Source organism: Aestuariivirga litoralis (assembly GCF_015714715.1).
Lineage (GTDB): Bacteria > Pseudomonadota > Alphaproteobacteria > Rhizobiales > Aestuariivirgaceae > Aestuariivirga > Aestuariivirga litoralis_A.
Genome location: NZ_WAHS01000001.1, coordinates 1484065 through 1506405 on the forward strand (window position 1 = coordinate 1484065; position 22341 = coordinate 1506405).

General features: G+C 58.6%; 19 protein-coding genes. 8 read left to right on the forward strand and 11 right to left on the reverse strand.

What is annotated here, in order from left to right; translation table 11 throughout:
* Positions 1 to 88: 88 nt before the first annotated feature.
* Positions 89 to 2515, forward strand: coding sequence for a GcvT family protein (locus F8B91_RS07655; protein WP_196503120.1), 2427 nt, complete (start codon positions 89 to 91; stop codon positions 2513 to 2515).
* A gap of 50 nt (positions 2516 to 2565) precedes the next feature.
* Here F8B91_RS07655 and F8B91_RS07660 read toward each other — a convergent pair whose 3' ends face one another.
* Genes F8B91_RS07660 through F8B91_RS07670 form a run of 3 tightly spaced genes read right to left on the reverse strand, consistent with a single transcriptional unit; the run spans position 2566 to position 5079 of the window.
* Complete coding sequence (locus F8B91_RS07660; protein WP_196503121.1) at positions 2566 to 3810, reverse strand: glycerate kinase type-2 family protein; 1245 nt, start codon at positions 3808 to 3810, stop codon at positions 2566 to 2568.
* Positions 3807 to 4568, reverse strand: coding sequence for a TIM barrel protein (locus tag F8B91_RS07665; protein ID WP_196503122.1), 762 nt, complete (start codon positions 4566 to 4568; stop codon positions 3807 to 3809). Before F8B91_RS07665 ends, F8B91_RS07660 begins: the two co-directional genes overlap by 4 nt.
* Before the next feature lie 7 nt (positions 4569 to 4575).
* A complete protein-coding gene (locus F8B91_RS07670) occupies positions 4576 to 5079 on the reverse strand; it encodes a flavin reductase family protein (RefSeq protein WP_196503123.1) in 504 nt (167 codons plus the stop codon).
* An 80-nt stretch (positions 5080 to 5159) separates the two neighbouring features.
* Between F8B91_RS07670 and pepN the strand changes: the two genes are divergently transcribed.
* Together pepN and F8B91_RS07680 are read left to right on the forward strand one after the other, a co-directional pair.
* Positions 5160 to 7778 carry an aminopeptidase N gene (gene pepN, locus F8B91_RS07675; RefSeq protein WP_196503124.1) on the forward strand — a complete coding sequence of 873 codons (2619 nt, stop codon included), beginning with the start codon at positions 5160 to 5162 and terminating at the stop codon, positions 7776 to 7778.
* Positions 7779 to 7877: 99 nt separating this feature from the next.
* Positions 7878 to 10175, forward strand: coding sequence for a PAS domain-containing sensor histidine kinase (locus tag F8B91_RS07680; protein WP_196503125.1), 2298 nt, complete (start codon positions 7878 to 7880; stop codon positions 10173 to 10175).
* A 3-nt stretch (positions 10176 to 10178) separates the two neighbouring features.
* On the opposite strand, the gene F8B91_RS07685 is transcribed toward F8B91_RS07680, so the two are convergent.
* The 6 genes from F8B91_RS07685 to F8B91_RS07710 form a co-directional block, all read right to left on the reverse strand.
* On the reverse strand, positions 10179 to 10679 hold the full coding sequence (locus F8B91_RS07685) for a periplasmic heavy metal sensor (protein ID WP_196503126.1): 501 nt from the start codon (positions 10677 to 10679) through the stop codon (positions 10179 to 10181).
* Positions 10676 to 11050 carry a hypothetical protein gene (locus tag F8B91_RS07690; RefSeq protein WP_196503127.1) on the reverse strand — a complete coding sequence of 125 codons (375 nt, stop codon included), beginning with the start codon at positions 11048 to 11050 and terminating at the stop codon, positions 10676 to 10678. Before F8B91_RS07690 ends, F8B91_RS07685 begins: the two co-directional genes overlap by 4 nt.
* Positions 11047 to 11664: an RNA polymerase sigma factor gene (locus tag F8B91_RS07695; RefSeq protein ID WP_210324338.1), complete on the reverse strand. Its 618-nt coding sequence runs from the start codon at positions 11662 to 11664 to the stop codon at positions 11047 to 11049. The genes F8B91_RS07690 and F8B91_RS07695 overlap by 4 nt, the downstream gene beginning before the upstream one ends.
* Positions 11665 to 11712: 48 nt before the next feature.
* A complete protein-coding gene (locus F8B91_RS07700; protein WP_246715172.1) occupies positions 11713 to 13017 on the reverse strand; it encodes a sensor histidine kinase in 1305 nt (434 codons plus the stop codon).
* Positions 13018 to 13093: 76 nt separating this feature from the next.
* Positions 13094 to 13828, reverse strand: coding sequence for a winged helix-turn-helix domain-containing protein (locus tag F8B91_RS07705; protein WP_432432027.1), 735 nt, complete (start codon positions 13826 to 13828; stop codon positions 13094 to 13096).
* 63 nt (positions 13829 to 13891) lie between these two features.
* Positions 13892 to 15400, reverse strand: coding sequence for a Do family serine endopeptidase (locus tag F8B91_RS07710; RefSeq protein ID WP_196503130.1), 1509 nt, complete (start codon positions 15398 to 15400; stop codon positions 13892 to 13894).
* 263 nt (positions 15401 to 15663) lie between these two features.
* Here F8B91_RS07710 and F8B91_RS07715 point away from each other — a divergent pair, with 263 nt between their 5' ends.
* Positions 15664 to 16020, forward strand: a complete 357-nt coding sequence (locus tag F8B91_RS07715; RefSeq protein ID WP_196503131.1) for an endonuclease domain-containing protein — start codon at positions 15664 to 15666, stop codon at positions 16018 to 16020.
* Positions 16021 to 16149: 129 nt separating this feature from the next.
* Here the strand turns inward: F8B91_RS07715 and ccmE are convergent, their stop codons facing one another.
* Positions 16150 to 16593 (reverse strand): cytochrome c maturation protein CcmE, encoded by a 444-nt coding sequence (gene ccmE / locus F8B91_RS07720; RefSeq protein ID WP_196503132.1) that lies wholly within the window; start codon positions 16591 to 16593, stop codon positions 16150 to 16152.
* Positions 16594 to 16707: 114 nt separating this feature from the next.
* Here ccmE and F8B91_RS07725 point away from each other — a divergent pair, with 114 nt between their 5' ends.
* Genes F8B91_RS07725 through F8B91_RS07740 form a run of 4 tightly spaced genes read left to right on the forward strand, consistent with a single transcriptional unit; the run spans position 16708 to position 21932 of the window.
* Complete coding sequence (locus F8B91_RS07725; protein ID WP_196503133.1) at positions 16708 to 17964, forward strand: sarcosine oxidase subunit beta family protein; 1257 nt, start codon at positions 16708 to 16710, stop codon at positions 17962 to 17964.
* A gap of 14 nt (positions 17965 to 17978) precedes the next feature.
* Positions 17979 to 18335, forward strand: a complete 357-nt coding sequence (locus F8B91_RS07730) for a sarcosine oxidase subunit delta (protein WP_196503134.1) — start codon at positions 17979 to 17981, stop codon at positions 18333 to 18335.
* Positions 18332 to 21352: a sarcosine oxidase subunit alpha family protein gene (locus F8B91_RS07735; protein WP_196503135.1), complete on the forward strand. Its 3021-nt coding sequence runs from the start codon at positions 18332 to 18334 to the stop codon at positions 21350 to 21352. Before F8B91_RS07730 ends, F8B91_RS07735 begins: the two co-directional genes overlap by 4 nt.
* The gene (locus F8B91_RS07740; RefSeq protein ID WP_196503136.1) at positions 21321 to 21932 is read left to right on the forward strand and encodes a sarcosine oxidase subunit gamma; all 612 of its coding nucleotides are present in this window, start codon (positions 21321 to 21323) and stop codon (positions 21930 to 21932) included. The genes F8B91_RS07735 and F8B91_RS07740 overlap by 32 nt, the downstream gene beginning before the upstream one ends.
* Positions 21933 to 22015: 83 nt before the next feature.
* Here F8B91_RS07740 and F8B91_RS07745 read toward each other — a convergent pair whose 3' ends face one another.
* Positions 22016 to 22288, reverse strand: a complete 273-nt coding sequence (locus tag F8B91_RS07745) for a DUF4242 domain-containing protein (RefSeq protein WP_196503137.1) — start codon at positions 22286 to 22288, stop codon at positions 22016 to 22018.
* Positions 22289 to 22341: the final 53 nt, after the last annotated feature.

Here is a 22341-nt window from a genome sequence, read left to right on the forward strand (position 1 = left end):
CAAATGGTGGTGAAAGCTTCTCACCGGAACTGGCAATTGCCGCCCGTGCCGCCAGCGGCTATGGCTGGACAAAAGAGGGTGTTTTTCAATGAAAACTTCAACGCGTGTGGTGGTTATCGGTGGTGGCGTGGTGGGCTGTTCAGTGCTCTATCACCTCACCAAGGCAGGCTGGAAAGATGTGGTGCTCATCGAGCGCGATATCCTCACCTCCGGTTCCACCTGGCACGCGGCTGGCGGTTTTCATACGCTGAATGGCGATCCGAATGTGGCCAAGTTGCAGGGCTATACGATCGGACTCTATGACGAGCTGGAAAAAATCTCCGGCCAGGCCTGCGGCCTGCACCGTTCCGGCGGTTTGATCCTCGCAGATACCCCGGCCCGCATGGAATGGCTGAAAATGGCCCATGCCCGTGCGCGCTATCTGGGCCTCGAAACCGAAATCCTTTCCATGGCGGAAGCTAAAAAGTTGAACCCGCTTCTGGAAGAAAAGTATTTCGTCGGCGCCATGCTGGACGCGGCCGACGGCAACCTCGATCCGGAAGGCACGACCCACGCTTACGCCAAGTCAGCCCGCATTGGCGGCGCTGAAATCTATCAGGGCACCAGGGTCACGGCGATCACCCCGCGCAAGGATGGCTCCTGGGATGTGAAGACCGACAAGGGCGACATCCATACTGAATATGTGATCAATTGCGGTGGCCTGTGGGCCCGCGAAATCGGCCGCATGGTGGGTATTGAGCTCCCGGTTCTCGCCATGGAACACATGTATCTCGTCACTGACGAGATGAAGGAAGTGGTCGATTTCAACGCGGCTAAGGGCCACGAGCTGCCGCATATCATCGACTTCAAATCGGAAGTCTATATGCGCCAGGAACGTTCGGGCCTGGTGCTCGGCACATATGAACAGGCCTGCGTGCCGTGGCAGCCGAAGAACACGCCGTGGGAATTCGGCCGCGAATTGCTGCAACCTGATCTGGACCGGATCGCGCCGAACCTTGAAATGGTTTACCAGCACTTCCCCGCACTGGCGAAGGCCGGCATCAAGCGGGTCATCAACGGCCCGTTCACGTTTACACCTGATGGCAACCCGTTGATGGGCCCGGTGCAAGGCCTGAAGAATTTCTGGTGTGCTTGCGGCGTCATGGCCGGCTTCTCTCAAGGCGGCGGCGTGGGCCTCGCGCTCTCAGAGTGGATGATCAATGGCGATCCGGGCTTCGACGTGTGGGCGATGGACATTGCCCGCTTCGGCGAATGGGCCACGCGCGCTTACACCAACGAGAAAGTGCGCGAGAATTATTCGCGCCGCTTCTCGATCAAGTTCCCGAATGAAGAACTGCCTGCTGCGCGCCCGCACCAGACCACGGCTTTGTACGACACGATGATCGCACAGGGCGCCGTGATGGGCGACAGCTGGGGCCTTGAAACGCCGCTGTGGTTCGCGCCGAAAGGCACCGAGCCCAAGGACATCATCTCGTTCCACCGCTCCAATGACTTCCCACATGTGAAGGCCGAAGTGATGGGCACGCGCAATGGTGTGGGTGTCACCGAAATCGCCAACTTCGCGAAATACGCCTTCTCAGGCCCCGGCGCGGAAGCCTTCCTGTCGCGCATGATGACCAACAAGATGCCACGTGTGGGCCGACTGATGTTGACGCCGATGCTGAACCACAATGGCAAGCTGATTGGTGACTTCACCATCGCCAAAGCGAAGGACGAGTTGTTCTATATGTGGGGTTCATCCCAGGCGCAGAAATATCACATGCGCTGGTTTGAAGAGCATCTGCCGTCAGATGGCAGCGTAGTGATCACCCGCTTTGACATGGGCCTGGTGGGCCTTTCCATCGCTGGTCCCAAGTCTCGCGCCGTGCTGCAGGCTTTGACCGATGAAGACGTGTCGAACGCCGCCTTCAAGTTCATGGACCATCGCTCGATGGACATCGCCAACACGCCTGCTTTGATCAACCGCGTCACTTATACGGGCGATCTCGGCTACGAAATCTGGGTAAAACCGGATTTCCAGCGCCGCCTCTATGATGCAATCATGAAGGCCGGCAAGGAACATGGCATCGTGAATTTCGGCATGCGCGCGCTCCTCGCCATGCGTCTGGAAAAGAACTTCCCGACCTGGTTCCGTGAGCTGCGCCCGATCTATGGCTCGGCTGAAGTGGGCCTCGACCGCTTCATCGACCTGACCAAGAATGACTTCATCGGACTCAAGGCCGCGCAGGAAGAAAAGAAGAGCGGCGGCAAGCTGCGCCGCGTCTCCTTCGTGGTGGATGCTGGTGATGCTGACGTGCTGGGCGACGAGCCCGTGTTCCACAAGGGCAAGGTTGTCGGCTGGGTCACATCAGGCGGCTATGCGCATTATGTCGAAAAGTCACTGGCGCAAGGCTACATCCCCAAGGAACTGGTGGGTGACGATGAATTCGAAATCGAAATCATCGGCGAAATGCGCAAAGCCCGCATCAATCACGAACCACTGTTCGACCCCAAGGGCGAGAAGATGCGGAGCTAGTCTCCAAAGAAAGTCAAACATCAAGGCCCGGCATTGCCGGGCCTTTTTCTTTAATCGATCAAGATAATCCGCAGATCATTCACATTGGTGAGCGTTGGCCCGCTGATCAGCTGGTCGCCCAACTTTTCGAAAAAGCCGTGGCCATTATTGTTGGAAAGCTCCGTCCACGGATCAATCCCAAGCTTGCGGGCGCGTTCCAGTGTGGAGGGCGAGATCAGCGCACCTGCCACTTCAGCACCCCCATCCACACCATCGGTATCGGCTGCGAGCGCGTGAATGCCCTCAGCGCCATTCAGCTTGAGCGCCAGGGCGAGCAGGAATTCCACATTTCGGCCGCCCACGCCCTGCCCCCGCACCGTGACGGTGGTTTCACCACCGGAAATGATGGCGCAGGGCGGTTTCACCGGCTGGCCGAAACGGCGGGCCTGCAGGGCGATGCCGGCATGCACGAAGCCCACGTCACGCGCTTCGCCCTCAATGGAGTCGCCAAGGACCAGCGGCTTGTAGCCAGCTTCACGCGCGATGGTGGCGGCGGCCAGCAGGGATTTTTGCGGCGAGGCAATCAAGGTGGCGCGGGCATGCGGCAGCGCTTTGGGCGTTTCGTCCTTCGCCTCAGCCAGATGGCGCGCGACGGAAACGGGCACTTCAATGCCATACTTTGCGATAATGGCGCGGGCCTGCTCAAAGGTCGAAGGATCAGGCGCGGTCGGGCCGGAGCCCACGGCACTCACATCATCTCCCGGCACGTCCGAGATGATCAGCGTCTCCACCCGCGCGGGATAGGCGGTTGCTGCCAGCCTGCCGCCCTTGATCGACGACAGGTGCTTGCGCACGATATTCATTTCGGCAATCGGCGCGCCGGATTTCAGCAGCGCCGTGTTCACCGCGCGCTTGTCTTCCAGCGTCAGACCTTCAGCAGGGAGCGAGAGCAAGGCCGACGCGCCGCCGGAGACTAATGCTACGACAAGGTCATCCTTGGTCAGGCCCTGCACCATGGCCAGCATGCGCGCAGCCCCATCGCGGCCGGCTGCATCGGGCACCGGGTGCGCGGCCTCGACGACCTCGATCTTTTTCGTCGCCATGCCGTAACCGTAGCGGGTGACGACCAGGCCCTGGAGCGGGCCTTTCCACGCCTTCTCAAAAGCGGCGGCCATGGCGGCGCTGCCCTTGCCCGCACCGATCACGATGGTGCGGCCCTTGGGTGGCTTCGGCAGATGCGCGGCAATCGTGTGCTTGGGCTGTGCTGCTTCCACCGCCGCGTCGAACATTTTGCGCAAAAGCTTTTCCGGCTTCATATCATCCAGCCCAAGCTGTCCTCGGTTTTTCCCGTGGGCGCATATTCGCAGCCCATCCAGCCATCGTAGCCGAGGCTTGCGACCTGTTTCAGCAGAAAATCGAAATTGATTTCACCGGTGCCCGGCTGGTGGCGGCCGGGATTGTCGGCCAGCTGCATGTGGCCGATCATAGGCTGCAGGCGCTGGATGGTGGCCACGAGTTCGCCCTCGCTGCGCTGCATGTGATAAATATCGTACTGGAATTTGATGTTGGGATGCGCAGCCAGTTCGATAGCCCGCATCGCACGTGCCGATGTGTTGATGAAAAAACCCGGCATCTCGTTGCGGTTGATCGCTTCGATCAGCAGCAGCACATTTTCGCGCGCGAAAGCTGTAGCGGCTTCATTCAAATTTTCGGCCAGCGCGGCCCAATGGACTTCAGTGTCGGCGGCTATGCCAGATAGGCAATTCACCCGTTTGCAGCCCAGCGCTATCGCATATTCCATCGCACGGGCGATGCCATCGCGGAATTCCGTCTTGCGTGAAGGGTCACAGGCGATACCGCGCTCGCCCTTGGCCCAATCGCCGGCGGGCATGTTGAAGAGTGCCATTTCCAGATCATTATCGCGCAGCCAGGATTTCCAGCTGGCAACCGGCTGCTCATAGACCTGCCCGAATTCCACGCCCTTGAATCCAGCGCGTGCCGCGGCGGCACAGCGCGCCTCGAATGGATGTTCCTTAAACAACCATCCGAGATTTGCGCTGTAGCGAAGCTTCATTTCTTCCTCAGAACGGCACGAAGCGGCCAAACTTGCGGTGGTGATAGGCCAATACCGGCAGGCCAGAGATGGACGCCGCTACGACATTGCCAATGAAAATCCGGTGCGTGCCGCCATCATGCCAGGAATCCAGCCGGCATTCGAATGTTGCGGCGGCAAATTCCAGCATCGGATTCTGCGCCACGCCCGCATACCATTGTGCGTGGTTGAAATCGTAAGCCTGGTGCGGATGTTCGGGCCGCCCGGCAAAAATCTTGGCCAACGGCACCTGCGTTTCGGCAAGCAAGTTGGCGGCAAAGCCACCATTTTCAGTGATCGCTGCTGAAATCGGGTTTTTGCGGTTGATGCAGCACAGCAGCAGCGGCGGCTCCGCCGAAACAGAGGTCACAGCAGACACGGTGAGGCCGAAACGCCCGGCTATGCCATCCGTGGTCACCACGGAAACGCCACTGGCGGCCGCTGCCATGGCTTCGACAAATTGCACGGGAAGATTCGGGGTGGTGCCAGTCATGGGCCAGCTATTGCGGGCAATTGGTATTCTGTCAATTTGCAAGAAATGCCATACTGACATGTGATTTGCCGGAGCCAGCTATGCGGACTGAAACGCCCAAAACCATCTTCCTGAAAGACTACAAGCCCACGCCCTATCTGGTGGATTCTGTGAAGCTCACTTTCCGGCTGCATGACACGGAAACGCTGGTGCGTGCTGAGATGCGGATGAAGCCGAACAAGGCTTCCAAAACCAAAAGTGCCGCGCTGGAGCTTGACGGCGAGATGATCAAGCTGCTGTCCGTCGCGATCAATGGCGAGCTGCTTTCTACCGGTGACTATGATCTCAATGAACGCAAGCTCGTCATCAGAAAACCACCGGCAAAGGCTTTCACGCTGGCGATTGAAACGCAGTGTGATCCTGCCGGGAACACCGCGCTCTCCGGGCTCTATATGAGCAATGGCATGTTCTGCACACAGTGCGAGGCGGAAGGCTTCCGCCGCATCACGTACTTCTATGACCGGCCGGATGTGCTGGCGAAATATCATGTGCGCATCGAGGCGCCGAAGCGCCTGCCCGTTCTGCTGTCGAATGGCAATCCGGCAGCATCAGGCGAGATCGCGGGAACGGACCGGCATTTCGCCGAATGGGATGATCCGCATCCCAAGCCGTCTTATCTCTTCGCACTGGTCGCCGGTGATCTCGCCTCGGTGCATGACCGCTTCACTACCAGCGAGGGCCGCGAAGTCGGGCTCGGCATCTATGTTGAGAAAGGCAAGGAGAGCCGCTGCGCTTGGGCCATGCAGTCACTCAAGGCCTCAATGCGCTGGGACGAGAAAGTGTTCAAGCGCGCCTATGACCTTGACGTGTTCAACATCGTTGCTGTGTCGGATTTCAACATGGGGGCGATGGAGAACAAGGGCCTGAATATTTTCAATGACAAATATGTCCTGGCCCTACCCGAGACCGCCACCGACACAGATTTCCAACTGATCGAAGCGATCATCGCGCATGAATATTTCCACAACTGGACGGGCAACCGCATCACCTGCCGTGACTGGTTCCAGCTGTGCCTGAAGGAAGGCCTCACGGTTTTCCGGGACCAGGAATTCACCGCCGACATGCGGTCGCGCGATGTGAAGCGCATTGATGATGTGCAGGACGTGCGGGCGCGGCAATTTCCGGAAGATTTTGGCCCGCTGCAGCATCCGCCGCGGCCTTCGAGCTATATCGAGATCAATAATTTCTATACGTCGACTGTCTATGAAAAAGGCGCCGAAGTCTGCCGCATGATCCTCACATTGATCGGCGCCAAGGCCTTCGACAAAGGGATGCAACTTTATTTCAAGCGCCATGATGGCGAGGCCGCTACGGTCGAGCAATTTGTGGCCTGTTTCGAGGCCGCATCAGGCCGCAAGCTGAAGCAGTTCTTCCGCTGGTATGAGCAGGCCGGCACGCCACAAGTGGCAGCAAGCGGCGTCTATAATGCGAAAGCCAAGACCTACACACTCACACTCACCCAAAGTGTGAAACGGCTGAAGGGCCAGAAGCCCAAGCAACCGCTTCACATGCCGCTGGCGCTTGGGCTGATTGGGCCCGATGGCAAGGCGCTTTACAACGGCATGGTTGAGCTGACGAAGGCGGTCCAAGTTTTCACTTTCAAGAATATCGCGGCGAAGCCCGTGCTCTCACTCAACCGCAATTTCTCCGCACCGGTTGTGCTGAAGCGCAGGGCTTCCGAAAAGGATTTGCTACTGCAGCTAGCGCATGACAGTGACAGCTTCAACCGCTGGGAAGCGGGCCAGGAACTGGCGCAAAAGCTGATGTTGGAACGCTATCACGGCAAGGAAGCCAACAAATGGCCGCAGAAAGTGGAGGCTCTGGCCGAAGCCCTGCGCCAGCCGCTGGCTGATCCCCATCTGGATGACGCCTATAAGGCCAAGCTGCTGGAATTTCCGGGGTTCGAACAATTACTGCCAGCACTGGTGAAGGATGTTGATCCAGCACGGCTCAATGCAGCGCATACTGACTTCATCAGCACACTTGCGCAGAGCCTGGAGAGCAGCTTGCGCGAGATTTACCAATCCACCGAAAGCACCGCAGCCTATCTGCCGGATGATGCGCAAAGTGGGCAGCGCGCCTTGCGCTATCAGGCGCTAGGGCTGGCGTCTCAGGCGAAGGCGCCGTGGGTTGACGCATCGCTCATCAAGGAATCCATTTCCGCCACCAACATGACGGCGGAATATGGCGCGCTTCGCATTGCGACGCGTTTTGAAAACCCCCTTGCCGAAGACTTGCTGGCACGGTTCTATCAAAGCCATTCCGCTGATCCTCTGTTGATCGACAAATGGTTTGCCGCCCAAGCCACCACGCCGGGCGAAAATTCAGCCGCGCGGGTGCGCGCTTTGATGAGCCACAAGGATTTCACCGTCAAAACGCCAAACAGGGTTTATGCTTTGCTGCGCAATTTCATCGGTGCGAATTTCAACGGCTTTCATGCGCCCAGCGGTGAAGGCTACCGGCTGGCGGCAGATGTGATCATCGCCATTGATGCCATCAACCCGCAAGTTGCTTCGCGCCTTGCTACGGGTTTCCGCACCTGGCGGATGTTTGATGTGAACAACCGGCAGAAGGCGCAAGGTGAATTGCAACGCATCCTGGCCGCCAAGCCGCTCTCACCCGATGTCTTTGAGATCATTTCGAGAACGTTGAAGGCTTAGTTTAGCAGCGATTGAGCTTGGCAAATCAGTCGCGGCCTTGTTATCCGTAACGCATCAGCTTGTTTGCTCTTTGCGTCATCCCAACAAGGTTTGCAGGACTTGGCCAAAGCCCAAATCAAAGAATTGTTTTTCCGTGACAATACGCTGCACCTGAAATGGTTTGGCGGAAGGGGATTGAATGTCACGGAGCGCGCCATGCGCGTGCTGATCACTGTACTGACTGCCCTGTTTCTGGGTGTGCTGGCCACGGCCCTGCTCTCGCAGCTCTGGTCGAACCGCAGCCAGAACCTGATTGAGGAAAGCCGCCTCACGCTGCTACATGCCGAGCGCGCTTCGCAGAATATCCGGCTCACTGCCTTCGACAACAAGGATGGCAAGCCGCTGGTACTGGATCAGGCCCTGCTGGAAAAATCCGTGCCGATGGATGCCACCGAGCATGAGCGCTTTTTCCTGCTACTGGATGGTGCCGGCAATATCACCGCCTCGATGCCGCTGCATCAGGATTGGGTAGGCCAGCCGATCACCTCGATCATGGGGCCAAAATTCGTCACCGAAACGGTGGTCAATGCCGATGAAATGGCCCCCACCACGCTGGCCACAGGCGAGGATGCCTTGCTGGTATCTAAAAACCTAGGCACCACGCCGGGCAGCCTCATCGCCCTGCAGAAAAAAGACGTGGTGATGGCGATTTGGCGCAACAGCGTGGCCAAGCTCACATCGCTGTTTGTGGTGACGTTCTTTGTTCTGGTGCTGCTGGCCGGCGCTTTCCACTGGCAAGCGGGCAAGGCACTTGATGCCGATGAGATGCTGAACCACGCGACAGGTCGTCTTGATACGGCACTGGAAGGTGGCGCCTGCGGGTTATGGGACTGGAACCTGATGGCGGACAAGATTTTCTGGTCCAAGTCCATGTATGATATTCTGGGCCTCGCCCCCAATGGTGAATATCTGTCGTTCCGTGAATTTGCCAACCGATTGCATCCCGATGATGAGCGGCTGGATTACCTGATTGATGAATTGCTGCGCGGCAAGCGCAAGATTTTCGATCAGGAATTCCGCATGCGCCATGAGAACGGCTCTTACGTTTGGCTGCGCGCACGTGCCGCCTTGGCCAAGGGCCATGCCAGCAATGATCCGCATCTGGTCGGTATCGTGTTTGATATTTCGCGGCAGAAGAAACTCGACGCGATGAACCGGGAAGCCGAGTTGCGCCTCAAGGACGCCGTTGAAAATATCTCGGAAGCCTTCGTGCTGTGGGATACTGAAAGCAAGCTGGTGTTGTGCAATTCCAAGTACCAGCAGTTCCATTCCCTGCCTGCGGATGTGTGCGAACCTGGCACACCTTATGGGGTGGTCACGGCAGCTTCGAAAGAGCCGGTGGTGCAGCAATTCGTATCGGCCGAACTCAACGAGACATCAGGCGCGCGCTCGATGGAAGTGCAGTTTGCAGATGGGCGCTGGCTGCAGATCAATGAGCGGCGCACCAAGGATGGCGGCTTCGTTTCGGTGGGCACCGATATTACCGCGCTCAAGCGCCAGGAAGAGCATCTGCTCGACAGTGAGCGCAATCTGATGATGACGGTGCGCGACCTTCAGAAGGAACGCCAGCTGGCTGAAGAACAATCGCAGCGCCTGGCTGATCTGGCCGACAAATATGCTTCGGAAAAAACCCGTGCTGAAGCGGCGAACCGTTCGAAATCCGAATTCCTCGCCAATATGAGCCATGAACTTCGCACGCCGCTCAATGCCATTATCGGGTTTTCCGAAATCATGGCGCAGGCCATGTTCGGGCCACTGGGTGCGCCCAAATATGATGAATATGCCAATGACATCAGGAAGAGCGGGCAGTTCCTGCTCGATGTGATCAACGACATTCTCGATATGTCGAAGATCGAAGCGGGCAAGGTCGATCTGGAGTTTGCTGACGTTCAGTTGAGCGGGCTGGTGGATGAAGTGATGCGGCTGGTCGCGTCACGCGCGGCGGAAAGCAAGATCAATATCGACCGTGAATTGAAGCGCATCCCGTCCTTCCGGGCCGACAAGCGCGCGCTCAAGCAAGTGTTCATCAATCTCATGTCGAACGCTGTGAAGTTCACGCCGGAAGGCGGCACCATCACCATCCGGGCGGCGCATGACGGGCGCATTGTGCAATTCCAGATTATCGATACCGGCATCGGCATTCCGCCCGAGGACATTGAAAAGCTGGGCCGGCCCTTCGAGCAGGTGGAAAACCAGTTTACCAAAACCCGCAGCGGTTCCGGGCTGGGTCTGGCCATTTCGAAATCGCTGGTGGAAATGCATGGTGGCACCCTGGTGATCACCTCGTATGAGGGCCAAGGCACCACGGTGACGGTGGAGCTGCCCTTCATCCAGGAACGCGCCACGCAAGCGGCCTAAACTTTAGTGCTGGTGGCGTGGGCGCTCTTTGATGGCGGTGGCCAGCAGGCCGCGCTCTTCGGGGGTGAGCTTGGTGAAGAAATCCTTCAGCACCTGTGCGCCCTCCGCTGCCACGCTCTGGCGGCCGGTGGTAAAGCCATCAATCAAGGCATTCACTTCATCGATTTTGAATTCCGGTGCAGTCAATAGATCGGCCAGCTTGTTGGCGCTGTCATCGGCCTGGTCACGCAGCGCATCGAATTTCTCGCGGCTGTCACGGAATGGCTTGTCCAGCTCACGGCGGCGCTCACGGCCCACATCGAAGAAGAATTCGCGCGGCACGAACTGCCCGTAATTGACCGGCGGCTTTCCCATCGGGTTGCCGCGGTAAATGCGCCCGGCCAGCAGGCCGAGGATCACCAGGTTCAGAACCAGCGATGCGATCAGGCAGAAGCGCCAGAAGCCCGAACTCGTATCAGGCATCCAGTTTCTGCGCGGCGCGCGCGAAGTCGGCAAATCACTCATGACTGGCTGCCCAATTCAATGCTCGTCAGGTCATCAAAACCGGCCGGGCCGAAATCATGCACAGCGGTGCTGGCATTCATCGCCACATCGGCATTGTCGTCCAGCAGGTTGTTCACCCGCGTATCGCCGCTCAGCCAGAAGCCGATCACCAGCGAGGCTGCAAGTGCAGCAGCCAGCGGCCACGGTGCGGCCTTGCGCTGCACCAGCACCTTTTTCTGCGGGAAAGCCACCACATTGCTGGGGCCCGGCGTCTGCCGCAAACGGCTGGCAAAGCGCGCTTCAAAGCCATGCGGGATCACCGGCGTACTGGCGGTGGCCAACAGCTTGTCCAGCTCGTCATCGTTCAAAAACTTGTCCGTCCCCATCATCATCTGTTCTCCAAAACACCCAGAAGCATCCTGCCCTTGGCGCCCAATTTATCTTTCAGTCCTCGCCGTGCACGGGCCAGAAGGCTTTCCAGTGCATCGACACTAATTTCCATCGTGGCTGCCGCCTCGATATTGCTCATCTGCTCAAAATGCACGAGCGTCAGAGCGATTTTCTGCCGGTCCGGCAAATCGGTGATCGCGGCATCCATGCAGCGCGATACATAACTCACGTCATGCGTCGTCTCGGCACTTTCCCTGCCGTCGGGCACCTCATCGGCGGCCTCCAGCTCCTCGGTGGGTTTGCGCCGGAAGCGGTCCATCACCAGATTGGACGCCACCCGCAGCAGCCAACCCTTCAACGCCTTGGCCTCGCGCACCTGGCCCGGATTGGACCACAGGCGCAAGAAGGCCTCCTGCGTCACGTCTTCTGTATCCGCATGGCCCGATGTCAACCGCCAGACCACGCGGTACACATCCTTGTAATAACGCTGCAGCAGCACCGCAAAGGCCTGTTCGTTGCGGCCGCCTGAAGCTGCCAGCAAGTCACCGTCCGAAGCGGAGAGCCAGTGGTCACCGGGGCCTGAAGATGCGCCTTGTGTCACTGGGCGTATGGCCAAAACCGATCCCATCTCCGAAATTGACGTGGCATGGGGTGTTTTCCGTCGTTATTTGGCTGAATTGACATAGGGCAAATGCAACTCAGCCTTCAATCCCGGCGTATTGCTGCCTAAAATAATATTTCCATTCAATAGATTAGCAACACCTGACACCAAGCTCAAGCCAAGGCCGTTGCCCGGCTTAGAGCGGCTTTCATCCAACCTCACAAAGCGTTGCAGCGCGCGGGCACGGTCTGCTTCAGCGATGCCGCCGCCATGGTCTGCCACGGCGATCACCACATCATTGCCGCTGCGCCGGCCGGTAACGATGATGTCGGCCACGCCGTTTTCGCCCTCACCATATTTCATCGCGTTGTCGATCAAATTGGTCAGCGCCTGCGCCATCAATTCGCGCTTGCCGCGCACCAAAAGGCCGGGCTCGGATTCGAGTTTCAGCGTGCCGCCGCTTTCTTCGGCCACGGGTGTGTAGAGATCCACCACGTCTTCCAGAATTTCATGCGCATCCAGCACTTGTAGGTTTGCACGTTGCTGGCCGGATTCAATCTGGGTGATCGACAGCACGGCGTTGAATGTCTGCAGCAGCGCATCGGAATCCGCCAGCGTCTGTTGCAGAGCGCCGCGGTGATTGCCTGCATCATCGGCGCGCAAGGCCGCCTCGATGCGGGCGCGCAGGCGGGTCAGCGGCGTTCTCAAATCATGCGCCACATTGCTGGAGACTTCGCGCATGCCGGACATCAGCTTTTCAATCTGGCCCAGCATTTCATTCAGCGATTGCGATAGACGGTCAAGCTCATCGCCACTGCCCGAGACCGGCATGCGGCCCGAAAGATCACCATTCATGATCACCCGGCTGGAGGCCGTGATAGCGTCCACGCGCTGCAGGAAATTGCGGCTGAGCAGCACGCCTCCGACGAGCCCCATGGCCAGTGATAGCCCGATGCTCCAGTACAGCGCGTCACGCACCAGATTGCGGAACTGGTTGAGGTCCTGAACGTCTTCGCCGACCAGAAGCTGGAAATTATCCGGCAGCTGCACATTGAAGGCATGGATCACATGGCCGACCGTGGCATTGTCATCGGACGATGTCACGGTGAAATCAATCCAGGAATTGTCCGGCATGCTGTTGATGGTGGGCGAGCGCAAATTGCCGGTGATGTGCTTGCCCTGCGGGTCTGCGAGCATGAACATTATATCGCTGTCGCGGTTGGCCATACGCCGTTCGATGGCGCTGATCAGTCCCACCTCACCGTTGGAGCGGAACTGGTCGGCCAGGCCGGAAACCTCGGCCTGGATGGTTTCTTCGGTCTGCCGTTCGAGCAGACCCACGGTATTGTAATAGAGATAGCTGAGCATCGCCAAAGACGACGCCGTGAAGAGGAAGAGATAAAGGGCAACCAGCCTGAATGTGATGGTCCGGAAGAGACTTCCGTTAACGCGCACGGATCATATATCCGGCTCCGCGAACTGTTTGCAGCAGTGGCATGGCGAAGCCCTTGTCGAGCTTACCGCGCAGGCGCGAGACGTGCACGTCAATCACATTGGTTTGCGGGTCGAAATGATAATCCCACACGTTTTCCAGCAGCATGGTGCGGGTCACGATATGCCCGGCATTGCGCACCAGATATTCCAGCAGCTTGAATTCGCGCGGCTGCAACACGATGGGCTTGCCCCCGCGTGTGACTGTGCGGGTCATCAGATCCATTTCAAGATCCATGGCCTTCAGCTTGGCGTCCTTGGGGTCGAGCAGCTTGCGCGCGCCCAAACCTTCGACACGGGCGAGAAGTTCGGAGAACGCATAAGGCTTGGCGAGATAGTCATCACCGCCAGAGCGCAGGCCCTTCACGCGCTCATCCACATCGCTCAACGCAGAGAGAATGAGGATCGGCACTTTGCTGTTCTGGTCGCGCAGATGGCGGATCAGGTCGAGGCCATCAAGCTTGGGCAACATCCGGTCCACCACCAGCACATCGTAATTGCCATCGGCCGCCATGTTCAAACCGTGCTCACCATCGGTGGCGAGGTCAACGATGTGACCGCTTTCCTTGAGGCCCTTGACCAGCCACGAGGCTGCATCGCGATCATCTTCAACCACCAGAATGCGCATAGCCTTAGCTGTGCCTTCCAATGCATGGTTTGTCAAATCTGCTGCTTCTGCCTGGCTCATGGCCTGTCTCCCCGGTTGATAGAGAAAAAAGGCCGCTGCCCGAAGGCAGCGGCCTGGTTTGGATTAGCCCGCGTCGCGGCCCAGTGCGATGAAGTTCTGGCCCTGGGCCGACTTCACCAGCATCAGCACCTTCTTGGCGGAGGTCTTCTTCAAGGCATCCTTGACGCTTGATGCATCAGATACATCTTCGCCAGCGATCTTGAGGATCACATCGCCCTCGCGCACGCCGCTGTCAGCGGCATCCGACTTCGGATCGACCTTGATGATCTTCACACCCTTGCCGCCGGGTGCCGGAGCCACTTCCAAGCCAAAGGCTGAAAGCGAGTTCGAACCGGTATCGGTTTCGGCATTGCTATCGTTGTTCTGGTCATTGCTGGCCAGCGATGCCTTGCCGGGCTGGATGCCCAAAGTCACGGTCACGGTTTCCGGCTTGCCGTCACGGATGATCGACAGTTTCACGTCCTTGCCGGGCGGGATGTTACCGATCAGCTTGGCAAGATCGCGGTCGGAAGCCACGTCCTGGCCGTCCACCTTGAGGATGGCATCACCAGGCTTCACACCGGCTTTCTTGGCAGGTGAATCAGCGGTGAGGTCATTGACCAACGCACCCTTTGAGTCCGACAAGCCCATGCTTTCCGCAATATCAGCCGAAACCGGCTGGATCTGCACACCAAGCCAGCCGCGGGTGATCTTGCCGCCCGACTTGAGCTGCTCAATCACGTTGGAAGCCGTGGCCGCCGGAATGGCAAAGCCAATGCCGACCGAGCCGCCTGAAGGGGAGTAGATCGCGATGTTGATGCCGATCACTTCGCCATCAAGATTGAAGGTGGGGCCACCGGAATTGCCCTTGTTGATGGCAGCGTCGATCTGCAGGAAGTCATCATAGGGGCCATTGCCGATATCGCGGTGATGGGCGGAAACGATGCCCTTGGTCACGGTGCCGCCGAGGCCGAAGGGATTACCCACGGCCATGACAGTATCACCCACCTTGGCTTCGGTGCCGGCAAAGCTCACGGCAGGGAAGGTCTTGCCTTCGGCCTTGATCTTCAGCAGGGCCAGATCGGTCTTGGCATCAGTGCCGATCACCTTGGCATCATAGCTGTCGCCATTTTCAAAGGTCACCTTCACGGTGGTGGCATCTTCCACCACGTGGTTGTTGGTGACCACATAACCATCCGCACTCATCACGAAGCCTGAGCCCAAAGCGCGTCCGCCGCCACGTTGCTGTGGCTGCGGGCTCTGGAACTTGAAGCCAGGGAACTGGTCGAAGAAGTGCTTCATTTCTGGGGGCATGCCACCGCTGCCGCCATTGTCATTGTTGTCGCCATCATCGCTGTTGTCGGCTACGGCGGCTTTGTCGTTCAGCTTCACTTCGACGCTGACCACGGCCGGCATCACCTTCTCGACCAGCGGGTTGAGGGAGCGGGTGGCATCAAGTCCAGCCACATCGGCATGCGCCATCGGAACGGGCGGCAGCGCCACCAGAGCGGTGGTGAACATGCTGGCCGAAAGCAGGCCGGCGGTCACCAGACCATAGATGGTTTTACGGGAAAACTTGGGTTGGGATTTCATGAACTAACTCCTTCATGGACAATGCAGTCAATCTAGGCCGCAGCGCTTACGGCCAGATTACGTGTGGGTGAAAGATTGGTTATGGATGTGGCATTTCAAGGGCAAGCCGCAGAATTTGTGGCAACGAAGCGGCTTTGGCGAGGTATTGCTGAGGAAGTTTGAAACAAGCGGCCTTCTCCCGCCGCGACGGCGATGGGAGAAGGTGCCGACAGGCGGATGAGGGCATGGTTGACACCAGTTCCTGAGTCGCCTTGATTTGGGCGATGGCTTACCAAAGCGAAATTGCCAATGAACGCGCCCGAGAGATGCGTAAGCGCGATACCATGGCGGAGCAAAGGCTTTGGGAAGCGCTGAGAGACAGACGGCTTTCAAATCTCAAGTTTGTACGCCAACTGCCAATTGGGCCTTATTTCACCGACTTTGCTTGCAGAGCGGAAAAGTTGGTGGTGGAAATTGATGGAGCAACGCATGGCGAGGTTCATGAGATTCATCACGACATTAAGCGCGAAGCCTTCTTGAGAGAGCGTGGCTGGCGGATCATCCGCTGCTGGAATCAGGATGTGTATGAGAACCTGCCTGGCGTTTGCGATTCAATACTGATTGCTCTGAACAGGACCTGACCACGCCCTCATCCGCCCTTCGGGCACCTTCTCCCATCCTTCGGACGGGAGAAGAAAATCATCTGCCCTCTCCCGTCGCAGATGGGAGAGGGTGCCGACAGGCGGGTAAGGGCTTGGTTGACGCCGTTTCTAGCCGCCGGCCTCAGGCTTCCACTCGCCTTGGGCCTTGAGCTTGTCTACAATTTCTTTCGGCATGTATTTCTCGTCGTGCTTGGCCAGCACGCTGTCAGCCTTGAAGGAACCATCACCTGCAGCCGATCCCTCGGCCACCACGCCCTGGCCTTCGCGGAACAGGTCGGGCAGCAAGCCCTTGTAAGTGACGTTCATCGTCTTGGTCATGTCGGTCACCCGGAAGGTGACGAGGCCATCATCGCCCTTCACCAGGCTGCCTTTTTCCACCAAGCCGCCCAGCCGTACGCGGGTGCCGGGGGCGATGTTCTTGGCGATCATCTCGCTCGGCGTGTAGAAAAACACAATCGAGTCCCTGAGTGCAAACAGCACCAGACCCACCGCCAGGCCCAGAAGGGCGAGGCCGGAAAGGATCAAGGTCAAGCGGGTTTGCTTTCGGGTCATGGTGTCTGCCTAGCAAATATGCAGGAATTGCGGTGTCTGTTCCATTGTCGCAGGGACAGGGCTGCGTGTCGGAAAAAGTTGGAGCCCGAATTCGCCCTCTGTTAAGAAAGCGACATGCTGAAGCCCCGCTATTCCATATTCTCGCTCGCCCGCAATGCGATGAACTACCACAAGGACTGGGAACGCGCCTGGCGCTCGCCCAATCCCAAAGCTGAATATGATGCCGTGATCGTCGGCGCGGGCGGGCATGGCCTGGCCACCGCTTACTATCTCGCCAAGAACCACGGCATGCGCAATATCGCAGTGGTCGAAAAAGGCTGGCTGGGCGGCGGCAATACAGGGCGCAACACCACCATCATCCGCTCCAATTATCTGCAGGATCCGTCGATTGCGATCTATGAACTGGCGCGTTCGCTCTATGAGGGGCTGAGCCAGGAGCTGAACTACAACATGATGTTCAGCCCGCGCGGCGTGCTCATGCTGTGCCAGACGCAGCATGAACTGCGCGCCTTCCAGCGCACCGCGCATGCCAACCGCCTTGCCGGTTTGGATTGTCGCATGGTCACGCCGGCCGAAGTGAAGCAGATCGTGCCGATCATCAATGATGATCCGAACTGCCGTTATCCGATCCTCGGCGCCTATTACCAGCCGCGTGGCGGCACGGGGCGCCACGATGCCGTGGCCTGGGGCTATGCCCGCGGTGCCGACGACATGGGCGTGGATATTATCCAGAATTGTGAAGTCACCGGCATCCAGCGCGAAGGCGGCAAGGTTGTCGGCCTTGAAACCACGCGCGGCGTGATCAAGACCAAGAAAGTCGGCGTGGTCACCGCCGGCAATGTTTCCACAGTGATGGACATGGCCGGCATCCGCATGCCGATTGAAAGCCTGTGCCTGCAGGCGCTGGTATCGGAGCCGATCAAGCCGGTCATCGACTGCGTGGTGATGGCCAATACGGTGCATGGCTATATGAGCCAGTCCGACAAGGGCGAGCTGGTCATTGGCGGCGGCACTGATCCCTACAACAATTACTCGCAGCGCGGCTCGTTCCCGGCGCTGGAACACACGATCAATGCGCTCATTGAAACCTTCCCGATCATTTCGCGCCTGCGCATGCTACGCCAGTGGGGCGGCATCGTCGATATGACCGGTGACCGTTCGCCGATCATCGGCAAGACGCCGGTGGACGGCCTGTTCGTCAATTGCGGCTGGGGCACAGGTGGCTTCAAGGCCATTCCGGGTTCGGGCTGGGTGTTCGCCGATACGATCGCCAATGACCGCCCGCACAAGATTGCCGAGGCTTTCACCATGGACCGTTTCACCGAAGGCCGGTTCATCGACGAGTCCGTCGCTGCCGCCGTGGCGCATTAAGGAGAGAGAGACAGATGCTTCTTGTCACCTGCCCCATCTGCGGCGCCGAAGGCGATGAAACCGATTTTCACTTCGGTGGCCAGGCGCATATCGCACGCCCTGCCACGACCAATCCCGAAGGCATTACCGACGCACAGCAGCGCGAATATCTGTTCACGCGCATCAATCCGAAGGGTCTTCACTTCGAGCGTGCCCGCTGTGACCGTGGCTGCGGCAAGTGGTTCCACATTGCGCGCGACACGATGACGATGGAAATCAAAGCCTATTACGGCGTCACGGAATTGCCGCCGCCCGATATCATTGCCCAGGCCAAGGGTGGCTGGGCTGAACTGTTCGCGGAACGCACCGCTCACGCAAAGAAAACGAAATGACCGGAAAACCTTATCGCCTCTCTGAAGGCGGCAGCCGCATTGACCGCACCAACCGCTTGACCATCAGCTTTGATGGCCGTGATGTGCCGGGCTTTGCTGGAGACACCGTAGCCTCCGCCGTGCTGGCTTCGGGCCAGAAAGTGTTTGGCCGTTCGTTCAAATATCACCGTCCGCGCGGCCTTGTGGGTTTGGGCTCAGAAGAGATGAATGCGCTGATCGGCGTGGGTGCGGATAACCGCCATGAGCCGAACCTGCGCGCCTCGCAGATTGAAGTGTTCCCCGGTCTCGTCGCTGAAAGCCAGAACCGCTGGCCGTCGCTGAATTTCGACATCGGTGCCTTGAATTCCAAGCTGTCGCGCTTCTTCCCGGGGGGCTTCTACTACAAGACTTTCATGTGGCCGCGTGCCTTCTGGAAGCATGTCTATGAGCCGATCATCCGCCGCGCCGCAGGCCTCGGCCGCGCTGCCAAGGGCCGCGATCCGGATACGTATGAGCACATGCATATCCATGCTGATGTGCTGGTCGCAGGCGGCGGCATTGCCGGCATTCTTGCCGCGGAGGCCGCAGCCAAGGCCGGTGCCAAGGTTGTGCTGATCGATGAGAACCCGGTTCTGGGCGGCATTGCCGATCTCACTGCTGGTGCGATCAATGGCACGCGGCTGTCCGATTGGTTGGTCCCCGTCATCGACGCATTGAAGGCCATGCCCAATGTGCATGTGCTGACGCGCACTACGGTGGTGGGCCACTATCACCACAACTTCCTGATGGCCGCTGAACGCGTGGCCGATCATGATCCATCTTTGCTGGCTGCCGGCGCACCGCGCCAACGCCTGTGGAAAATCCGTGCTTCGCAAGTGATCCTCGCCACGGGTGCGCTCGAACGCCCGATCGCCTTTGCCAACAATGACCGCCCGAATATCATGCTGGCCTCCACCGCGCGCGGCCTGGTGGATCGCTACGGCGTTTCGCCGGGCACCAATGGCGTTGTCTTCACCAACAATGATGATGCCTATCTCACCGCCTTTGTGTTGAAGAAAGCCGGCGTGAATGTGCAGGTGGTGGACAGCCGCGCGCGCCCCGAAGGTGCATTGGTCAAGCGCGCTGAAGCCGAAGGCATTCAAGTTTCTGTCTCGTCCGTCATCTCCGCTGTCGAAGGTACGATGGGCGTGAAATCCGTCAAGATCGCTGCCTACCGCAAGGGCCAGGGCCGCGTGATCACCGAGAAGAAAGTGGATTGTGATTTCATCGCCATGTCCGGCGGCTGGAACCCGGCTTTGCATCTCTGGGCGCATAATGGCGGCAAAATCAAGTTTGACGACGGTCTGCAAAGCTTCCGCCCGGATACGCATCACGCCGCGATGGTGGCCATTGGCGCGGCCAATGGCACGATGAGTGTCGCTGACACGATTACCGAAGCGCAAGCAGCGGGTGAAGCCGCCGCCAAGGCCACGCTCAAGAAAGCCAAGGCCGTGAAGCCGAGCAAGATCGAAGTGACCGAGCCGCAGCGCGGCGCATCGGAGTCGCTCTGGTTCGCGCCTGCTACTGGCCACTATAATGAAGGCAACAAGCACTTCATCGATTTCCAGAATGATGTAACCGCCGCTGACCTCGAACTGGCGCAGCGCGAAGGCTATGAAAGCGTGGAGCACACCAAGCGCTACACCACCTTCGGCATGGCCACCGACCAGGGCAAGACGTCGAACCTCAATGGCCTCGGCGTGCTGTCGGAAGCAACGGGAAAGTCCATTCCGCAGATCGGCACAACCACATTCCGCCCGCCCTACACGCCTTATTCCTTCGGCGCGATTGCAGGTTCGCTCACCAATGAACTGTTCCTGCCTGTCCGCCGCACCGCCATTTTCAACTGGCACATGGAAAAGGGCGCAACCTGGGAACCGGTGGGCCAATGGCGCCGCGCCTATACTTACACCCGCCCCGGCGAAGACAAACACCAGTCCATCGCACGCGAAATTTTGGGCGTGCGCAACAAAGTCGGCCTGCTCGATGCCTCGACGCTCGGCAAGATCGAGATCAAGGGGCCTGATGCGGCCGAATTCCTCGACCGGGTTTACACCAACACCTATTCCACGCTGAAAGTCGGCAAGTGCCGTTACGGCCTGATGATGAATGAGTTGGGCTTCCTCACTGACGACGGTGTCACCGTGCGTCTGGGTGAAGATCATTTCCTCATGCACACAACATCGGGCGGTGCGGATCGCATTGCCGCCTGGCTGGAAGAATGGCTGCAGACCGAATGGACGCAATACAAAGTGTTCGTCACCCCGGTCACCGAGCAATGGTCGCAATTTGCCATGACCGGCCCGCATGCGCGCGAAGTGCTGGCCAAGCTTGATCCTGATTTCGATATTTCGAATGAAGCCTTCCCGCATATGAGCTTCAAGATCGGCAAGCTGGGCACGTTCCCGGTGCGCGTCTTCCGCATCTCCTTCTCGGGCGAGCAATCCTATGAGCTGGCCACTCCCACGGGCTACGGAATGTCACTGTGGAAGGCGATCCAGGATGCCGGCGTTGAATTCGGCCTTGAAACCTATGGCACCGAAGCGCTGCACGTGTTGCGTGCCGAAAAGGGCTATATCGTCATCGGCGATGAAACCGATGGCACCACCACGCCGGATGACGTTGGCTTTGGTGGCATGGTCTCGAAAAAGAAGCCGGACTTCCTGGGCAAGCGCTCGCTGGAACAGTCCTATCTCAAGGCTGCGAACCGCAAGCAATTGGTGGGCCTGCTCACCGAAGACCCGCAGGAGGTTCTGCCTGACGGTGCCTATGCGGTGGCCGAGGTGAAGGATAAGCCGCCGATGCAGATGATCGGCCAGGTCACCTCGACCTATATGTCGCCGACGTTGGGCCGCTCGATTGCCATGGCGCTGATCGAGAATGGCCGGGCCCGCATGGGCGAGACAATCTCCTTCCCGCTGGAAGGCGGCAAGGTGGTGAAGGCCAAGATCACCAGCACAGTATTCTATGACGTTGACGGAGGGCGCATCAGTGCTTGAGGCTGTTTTTGAATCCGCACTTGCTCACCGCGCCGAGCCGACCAACACCTATGTGTCGCTGCATGAAATCAGCATGCGCGGGATGATTGATCTGCGCGGGCTCAACACCGACAAGAAGTTCATGGCTGCCGCCAAGCAGGTGCTGGGCATCGACCTGCCGAAAGCACCGCGCACATCGGAAACCTTCGGTGACGTGAAAGCCCTGTGGCTCTCGCCCGATCAATGGATGATTCTCTGCGCCCGCGACAAGGCCCCTGCCCTCACCGCCCAGCTCACTGAGGCGCTGGCCGGAATCCATTCGCTGGCTGTCGATGTGTCCGACATGCGCGCCATCATCCGCGTCGAAGGTGAAGGTGCCCGCGAAGTGATGATGAAGGGATCATCGCTGGATTTCACCGATGACGACTTTAAGCCTGGCTATGTCCGCCGCATCCGCTTCGCCGAGATCGCTGCGCTGTTCAACATCGTCGAAGACAATGTGATCGATCTCTACGTCTTCCGTTCCTACGCGCATTACACGATGGATTTCCTCACCAAGGCCGCCCGCAAGGGAAGCGAAGTGGCAGCGCTGCGGAAGTGACGCAGCCAACGATATAGTAGGTAGGCCCGCGTTAGCGGGCCTTTGGCTGTCGTTAGAACAATGCACTGCAACAAACGCCGGGCTTAATGGTAGAAATAGGGGTCAAGAACCCGCACTTCGGTAATTCTTGAGACAGGAAGTGCATTTTTTTCCGCCACCGTTTTGACGGCCTCGGGCGTGGGCGCATCGTAAATGCAGAATGTTTGTTTGCGGTCTGACGAGACGAATGACTGAATCCACGTGACACCATCTTCAGCGTTGCGCGAAACGACGCCGCTGCACACCTTGTCACCATCCTTGTTGACGGGAATGTTGAGGCCATCGGGAAATTGGCGTTCGACCATGTAACGGGGCATTTTGCTATTCCTTGTTTGAGTTCATCACGATTGATGCAATTGCAGACTTGCGC

Excerpts from the sequence above, each read along its gene's own strand:
- F8B91_RS07655 (WP_196503120.1), top strand. The coding sequence starts at position 89 with ATGAAAACTTCAACGCGTGTGGTGGTTATCGGTGGTGGCGTGGTGGGC.
- F8B91_RS07660 (WP_196503121.1), bottom strand. The coding sequence starts at position 3,810 with ATGAAGCCGGAAAAGCTTTTGCGCAAAATGTTCGACGCGGCGGTGGAA.
- F8B91_RS07665 (WP_196503122.1), bottom strand. The coding sequence starts at position 4,568 with ATGAAGCTTCGCTACAGCGCAAATCTCGGATGGTTGTTTAAGGAACAT.
- F8B91_RS07670 (WP_196503123.1), bottom strand. The coding sequence starts at position 5,079 with ATGACTGGCACCACCCCGAATCTTCCCGTGCAATTTGTCGAAGCCATG.
- pepN (WP_196503124.1), top strand. The coding sequence starts at position 5,160 with ATGCGGACTGAAACGCCCAAAACCATCTTCCTGAAAGACTACAAGCCC.
- F8B91_RS07685 (WP_196503126.1), bottom strand. The coding sequence starts at position 10,679 with ATGAGTGATTTGCCGACTTCGCGCGCGCCGCGCAGAAACTGGATGCCT.
- F8B91_RS07690 (WP_196503127.1), bottom strand. The coding sequence starts at position 11,050 with ATGATGATGGGGACGGACAAGTTTTTGAACGATGACGAGCTGGACAAG.
- F8B91_RS07700 (WP_246715172.1), bottom strand. The coding sequence starts at position 13,017 with ATGCTCAGCTATCTCTATTACAATACCGTGGGTCTGCTCGAACGGCAG.
- F8B91_RS07705 (WP_432432027.1), bottom strand. The coding sequence starts at position 13,828 with ATGAGCCAGGCAGAAGCAGCAGATTTGACAAACCATGCATTGGAAGGC.
- F8B91_RS07710 (WP_196503130.1), bottom strand. The coding sequence starts at position 15,400 with ATGAAATCCCAACCCAAGTTTTCCCGTAAAACCATCTATGGTCTGGTG.
- F8B91_RS07715 (WP_196503131.1), top strand. The coding sequence starts at position 15,664 with ATGGCTTACCAAAGCGAAATTGCCAATGAACGCGCCCGAGAGATGCGT.
- ccmE (WP_196503132.1), bottom strand. The coding sequence starts at position 16,593 with ATGACCCGAAAGCAAACCCGCTTGACCTTGATCCTTTCCGGCCTCGCC.
- F8B91_RS07725 (WP_196503133.1), top strand. The coding sequence starts at position 16,708 with ATGCTGAAGCCCCGCTATTCCATATTCTCGCTCGCCCGCAATGCGATG.
- F8B91_RS07730 (WP_196503134.1), top strand. The coding sequence starts at position 17,979 with ATGCTTCTTGTCACCTGCCCCATCTGCGGCGCCGAAGGCGATGAAACC.
- F8B91_RS07735 (WP_196503135.1), top strand. The coding sequence starts at position 18,332 with ATGACCGGAAAACCTTATCGCCTCTCTGAAGGCGGCAGCCGCATTGAC.
- F8B91_RS07740 (WP_196503136.1), top strand. The coding sequence starts at position 21,321 with ATGACGTTGACGGAGGGCGCATCAGTGCTTGAGGCTGTTTTTGAATCC.
- F8B91_RS07745 (WP_196503137.1), bottom strand. The coding sequence starts at position 22,288 with ATGCCCCGTTACATGGTCGAACGCCAATTTCCCGATGGCCTCAACATT.